At 35.7% G+C, this 4,467-nt stretch carries 10 protein-coding genes; 4 read left to right on the top strand and 6 right to left on the bottom strand.

The features are described from left to right. The first annotated feature begins 284 nt into the window (after positions 1-284). Genes VNZ46_RS08440 through VNZ46_RS08455 form a run of 4 tightly spaced genes read left to right on the top strand, consistent with a single transcriptional unit; the run spans position 285 to position 1,919 of the window. Entirely contained in the window at positions 285-1,166 is an 882-nt protein-coding gene (locus tag VNZ46_RS08440) for a hypothetical protein (protein WP_325559655.1), read from the top strand. Continuing rightward, complete coding sequence (locus VNZ46_RS08445; protein WP_325559656.1) at positions 1,163-1,357, top strand: hypothetical protein; 195 nt, start codon at positions 1,163-1,165, stop codon at positions 1,355-1,357. Before VNZ46_RS08440 ends, VNZ46_RS08445 begins: the two co-directional genes overlap by 4 nt. Next, positions 1,357-1,596 carry a hypothetical protein gene (locus VNZ46_RS08450; RefSeq protein ID WP_325559657.1) on the top strand — a complete coding sequence of 80 codons (240 nt, stop codon included), beginning with the start codon at positions 1,357-1,359 and terminating at the stop codon, positions 1,594-1,596. The genes VNZ46_RS08445 and VNZ46_RS08450 overlap by 1 nt, the downstream gene beginning before the upstream one ends. Further along, the gene (locus VNZ46_RS08455; RefSeq protein ID WP_325559658.1) at positions 1,596-1,919 is read left to right on the top strand and encodes a hypothetical protein; all 324 of its coding nucleotides are present in this window, start codon (positions 1,596-1,598) and stop codon (positions 1,917-1,919) included. The genes VNZ46_RS08450 and VNZ46_RS08455 overlap by 1 nt, the downstream gene beginning before the upstream one ends. Here VNZ46_RS08455 and VNZ46_RS08460 read toward each other — a convergent pair. The 6 genes from VNZ46_RS08460 to VNZ46_RS08485 form a co-directional block, all read right to left on the bottom strand. Beyond that, positions 1,908-2,819: a hypothetical protein gene (locus tag VNZ46_RS08460; RefSeq protein ID WP_325559659.1), complete on the bottom strand. Its 912-nt coding sequence runs from the start codon at positions 2,817-2,819 to the stop codon at positions 1,908-1,910. The genes VNZ46_RS08455 and VNZ46_RS08460 overlap by 12 nt on opposite strands. Before the next feature lie 48 nt (positions 2,820-2,867). Then, on the bottom strand, positions 2,868-2,996 hold the full coding sequence (locus tag VNZ46_RS08465; RefSeq protein ID WP_325559661.1) for a hypothetical protein: 129 nt from the start codon (positions 2,994-2,996) through the stop codon (positions 2,868-2,870). Positions 2,997-3,280: 284 nt separating this feature from the next. Beyond that, a complete protein-coding gene (locus tag VNZ46_RS08470; RefSeq protein ID WP_325559663.1) occupies positions 3,281-3,466 on the bottom strand; it encodes a hypothetical protein in 186 nt (61 codons plus the stop codon). A gap of 10 nt (positions 3,467-3,476) precedes the next feature. Further along, the gene (locus tag VNZ46_RS08475) at positions 3,477-3,719 is read right to left on the bottom strand and encodes a hypothetical protein (protein ID WP_325559664.1); all 243 of its coding nucleotides are present in this window, start codon (positions 3,717-3,719) and stop codon (positions 3,477-3,479) included. 83 nt (positions 3,720-3,802) lie between these two features. Further along, on the bottom strand, positions 3,803-4,153 hold the full coding sequence (locus tag VNZ46_RS08480) for a hypothetical protein (protein WP_325559665.1): 351 nt from the start codon (positions 4,151-4,153) through the stop codon (positions 3,803-3,805). Between the two features lie 2 nt (positions 4,154-4,155). After that, the gene (locus VNZ46_RS08485) at positions 4,156-4,326 is read right to left on the bottom strand and encodes a hypothetical protein (protein WP_325559667.1); all 171 of its coding nucleotides are present in this window, start codon (positions 4,324-4,326) and stop codon (positions 4,156-4,158) included. Positions 4,327-4,467: the final 141 nt, after the last annotated feature.

The raw sequence follows: 4,467 nt of genomic DNA on the forward strand, positions 1-4,467 counted from the left end.
ACATCTTCGTAGCTGAACTTAGTACAACGTAGCAGAACTTAGCGCAATGTAGTCCAACTTAGCGTTTGAGATGGTTAAGAAACGGATTATATTGATAGTGTAATTATCTATTTAGGAATAAGGATGTTATTAATAAATGGAATTGAGTTTTTTTCAGAAAAAGAAATATCTAAAAAATATGGTTTGTCCGTACAATGGTTTAGAAAAACGCGACTTAGTAAAAATAGCCTTCCCTATTATAGATTAAATCGAAATATCTATTATCGAATAGAAGAAATTGAAGGATGGTTCAAAGAAAATCTTATTTCCACGAAAAATGGGAGTATGATTTTATGAATGCAAAATGTTTTGTTTTTAAATTTCCACACTCGCATGAATGGACTAGAAATTTCATTTCAAAATTATTTGAAAATGGGAAACCCTATACGATTTATTATGAAGAAAAAAAAGAGCAGTCAATCCAGTCTTTGGTTAAGAAAACCTTAATGAGAGGGGAATATAGTAAAAATGATTGCTTCTATGTTTTTTTTGCCAATCTAATAATCTTTTGTCAAAAACGCGAATATGTATGCTTTGCTAATTTTTTAAATTGTGACGATATAGATTATCTTTATGAGGCTATAAAACCTGAGATTACACCGAGGATAGCCACTTTAGAAGAATTGGCTTTCATCAATCAACATACTACGCATAGACTAGATTACGATTACAAGTGCGATAAAGATTTAATAGCCTCAGTTATTCAACTCGCCGTTGAGGATGCTTTTTTATATAAATTCCCACGTTCTAGAAAAAAAGCAACTCAACAATATATGGAAATAGTTAATAAAATAAATCCCGAGCAAATAACTTATAAAAAAAAGGATGTGCGTTCCATCAGTGAGCAGCACGCTTATGATGCAAGAGTTTTTTTATTAAATCAAAGTGAACTCTTGGATAAATACTTACATTTCTTGGATATCGAGCCCGAGGTGTTTGTAAAACTTTTGCAAAAAAAAATACAAGCATTCGATTTGGCGCCAGATGAGATTAAGCCCAAAAAGAAAAGGCCTGTAACTAAAGAATTGAAATCAATGTTGCAGTATTGTTTTTCACTTAGGGAATGCCCACTAATTTTTCACTATGCTATAATTATTTTATTTCATGGGATCAAGGACATAAAATGAGCACTCCAATATATTCTCAAGAGCAATTAGATATTGCTGTATTAAAAAATTCACAAGAAGGAGTATTAAGAGAACTTTCAGTTATTCGTGAAGAAATAAAATCAGAATCGCATAAAAATACCAATTTAATTTTGGGAATTTATGCAATGATAGGCGCAGCCGCATTAGGTAAATTGTTTGGAATAATTTAATGGAATCTCAGAATCAAATCAATGAATTTTTACAAAGGGATATCGAATGTAAAGAATTCCTAGACGCAAACCCAGGAATAAAAAAATCACTTCATCATTTGCTCGCAGAAAATGCCAGATTAAATTTAGAATTAATCGATCAACAAAATAGACTTAACAAGTATCAATTAAGAGTGAGTGCAATTGCCTTAATATTTGCCTTTGCGGCAGTAATCATTTCTATGTGGAATTATCTATAGTGAACAAGGAAGAATTAGACTCCAACATAAATCCTTTGCAATCTGGAACAACCCAAGAACATATTATGCGTAGTTATCGTTCGATATTAATCTTGGGTTCAGAAATCAACGATCTTAGGAGACTTATTGTTTTATTGTTTTATATGCTTTGTGGACTTTATGCACTTAAACTTAATGAAGTCTTTGAAACGTTCATTTTTACATATGCGTTTTTTTCAATTATGAGCATCATGTTTGTTTTTTCGATATATGAAACCATTAAAAAAAGAAAGGCCAAACGTGATGAGCAACGTTCAGCCCTTGGGGATAACTTAGATAACTAAGTAAGAAATTATAATAGTACCATTTAATGCAGTAGCAGCGGTATTGTTATAAATTGTCAAAGTTGCGGTGCCGGAGCCTGGAACTACTTTCAAAGTAATGTTCTCAGTCGTGTTAGTACCACCTGCCAATGTTAACAATACTGAAGATGTCGCAGTGATTGCAGTATTAGTCCAGGTAATCGCATAACTTGAGCCGCCAGCAGTCGATAAGGATGAAGTCGTTAAGGCTCCAGCCACACCACTTGCCGTTACAGCATTCGCAGCTTCCGTACCGTTTACTTTAGCAAATGTGATACTACTACCCGCAGCCATTGCGTTGGCGCCAGTATTTAATAAAAAGTTTGCTGTTGCAGCCCCAGGGTCGGGAATGCTAACAACAGTTGCTTGACCCATGGCAGCATTACTAATAGTAGTTAAGGTATTGCCAGTGTTAGCCACAGCCGCAACCACCAACGAACCTTTACTAGCTGTACCTGGGAATGAAGCCAATGTACCTGCGGTTCCACTCAAACCAGCTTGGATATTTCCGCCACTGATAGCAGTTGCAGGGTCTTCGCTTAATGTACCAGTAGTATTAGTATAGGTTGCAATATGGTTAGCAATAGTAGGTAAGACAACCCCGCTAGTACCTGTCCACTCAGCCAAAGTGATACTGCCAGTTGCGCCAGAAATTGAAACCGTAAAAATTCCAAAAGTTCCGGTAGTAGTAGGTAAGTTATAGCCGTAAAGCACTAATAGCACATCACCATTTGATAAGGGTTGGGCACTTTCTGCTACAACACTGTTTAAATAGCCAGCCGTGGTGATGGTTGATAGATTATCAGTAGAAACCATGAACCTTAACCCTGGGAGAGTACCATTGGTTGCAGGAATAGGTTTCGGATATTGTAAGACGCCCATTTTTTATGTCCTTATAAAATGATGAGAGTGTTTATGCTTTTCGAGGAGTTAAAGAATCTCCGCGTCTGCTCCAATGAGCTTTGTCGCCTTTGCCCATTTTACCGCTATGCCCTTCAACGTCATTTTTGTCATGATGTCTTTGTAACACGCGCTTAATACCTTGTTGGTGATTGTCATGAACGATACGGTTATCTATCATGCCTTCCTTACATTTATATTCACTCATTTTTATATCCTTATAAATTGAATGCTTATGTTAATAATCGTTAGTATCAATATGAAAACGCTCGTCTGAACTAGCTCGATAGTTATAATTTATCACATAATTTCTTAATTCGTTAGGGAGTTTATGAATTAGATTTTTTTCATATTCCCGAACTTGATAATTAAAAAAACTCCTAGAAGAGCGTTTAGGTTTTTCTTCTTCGAGAACTTCTTCGGACTGCTCATCTTCGAGCAACTTACTTTCCATGACGCAACTTCTTCAATGTTTTGGCAAGGTTAGCTTCCCTTCGCAATGATGGGTTTTTGCTATGTTCTGCCTTCGCTAACTTTTTAGCAGGAATCTTCTTGCCTTCAGGAACTCCTAAATCACGATGAAGTTTACCGGGGTGCTTTATTGCGCCCGAAATCCATTTCTCAGCCATAATGTCATCCTTAACATTTCCCTTTCATAGATTTTTTCATATCTTTTTTAAGATTTGATTTTGGTTTTACTGCTGGTACTGTATCGCCCACAATTCGCGCCCGAGTTTCTTTTCGGCGTGTTTTGTTTGTATCCTTAGCAACCGGCTTAACGGATTTGGCCACAGCTTTAAAAGCTTTGTCCGTAACTTCATTTTCCCGTTTGTTATAAGGGCTTTTAGTTTTCTTAGCATCCTTTTTTGGATTTTCGTACATGATAGTAATCCTTGTTTATTTCAAACAATCCTTTTTGACCATCTTTCTAATCAAAGCTTTATCCTCTTTTACATCAGGATGACTTACTTTTTTTTAGCATGAGTGGCGTGTTTTTTCATCATTTTTTCATGATGCTTCACTTCGCTCATGTGGTGCTTATGCATTTCATGATGATGTTTATGCATGTGCTTGTGATCTTCATGTTCTTTATGATGTTCTTTTTTATGAGCATGCTCTTTTTTAGCATGTTCTTTGTGATGCTCTTTATGATGTTCCTTGTGATGCTTTTCCATTTTCTTACTCTCCTTTTGTTGTTTAGATTCACTGTATGCAATAGCAACAGCTTGTTTCTGTGGTTTCCCAGCAGAAATTTCGGCTTTAATATTTTCTTTAAATCCTTTTGAGCCTGGTTTGGCTCCTTTAATCAATGGCATGATTATTCCTTTTTATCCCAAACGGTTTTATAGAGGTCGCGCCGCTCTTGTGTATTGGCGCCATCCATGTGACCACGGACTGCATTTTCTAATTGTCTATCACTTAATTTATACGTTTTTTTCAATTCTTTAAAGGTTGCATTGTGCAAATCATTCCAAGTCACTTTTTTCATCGTTTACTCCATATAAATGATCTAAATCCAAATCGATATAAGGAAAAGGATTGCTATCATCTTTTTTTGCTTCAACAGCATAGCCACAGTCCTTTCCATTCTTTTCATAGCTAATATAAAATCCAGTTTTTGATTCATCAT

This window comes from Pedobacter sp., assembly GCF_035566355.1.
Lineage (GTDB): Bacteria > Bacteroidota > Bacteroidia > Sphingobacteriales > Sphingobacteriaceae > Pedobacter.